This window comes from Streptomyces gardneri, assembly GCF_006539185.1.
GTDB classification, from domain to species: Bacteria; Actinomycetota; Actinomycetes; order Streptomycetales; family Streptomycetaceae; genus Streptomyces; species Streptomyces gardneri.
The window spans coordinates 1-683 of sequence record NZ_BJMN01000145.1 but is presented as its reverse complement, the minus strand read 5'-3'; the positions used below and the strand labels follow the sequence as shown (position 1 = coordinate 683).

The 683-nt window shown below is 69.1% G+C and carries 1 protein-coding gene; it reads right to left on the bottom strand.

The window, feature by feature from the left end; all coding sequences use genetic code 11:
- A partial coding sequence (locus SGA01_RS40795) for a dihydrolipoamide acetyltransferase family protein (protein WP_141303490.1) occupies window positions 1-683 on the bottom strand: 683 nt, incomplete at both ends.

The window sequence follows — 683 nt, the reverse complement described above, 5'->3', positions numbered from 1 at the left end:
CCAGGACCGCGGCGATGTCCGCGAGGAACTTGGAGCCGAGCTCGCCGTCGACCAGTCGGTGGTCGAAGGAGAGGGCCAGCGTGGTGACCTGGCGCGGCTTCACCTTGCCCTTGTGGACCCACGGCTGGAGCTTGATCGCACCGACCGCGAGGATCGCGGACTCGCCGGGGTTCAGGATGGGCGTACCGGTGTCGACGCCGAAGACGCCGACGTTGGTGATGGTGAAGGTGCCGCCCTGCATCGCCGCCGGGGTGGTCTTGCCCTCGCGGGCGGTGGCGACGAGCTCGCTCAGGGACTTCGAGAGCTCGGGCAGGGTCTGGGCGTGCGCGTCCTTGATGTTCGGCACGATCAGACCGCGCGGGGTGGCCGCGGCGATGCCCAGGTTCACGTAGTGCTTGAGGACGATCTCCTGCGCGGCCTCGTCCCAGGCCGCGTTGATCTCCGGGTTCCGCTTCACCGCGACCAGCACGGCCTTGGCGATCAGGAGCAGCGGGTTGACCCGCAGGCCCGCCATGTCCTTGTCGGACTTCAGCTCCTCGACCAGCTTCATCGTGCGCGTGATGTCGAAGGTCACGAACTCGGTGACGTGCGGCGCGGTGAACGCCGAACCCACCATCGCCGCCGCCGTCGCCTTGCGCACACCCTTGATCGGCACCCGGGTCTCCCGGGCCTCCGACGCCACC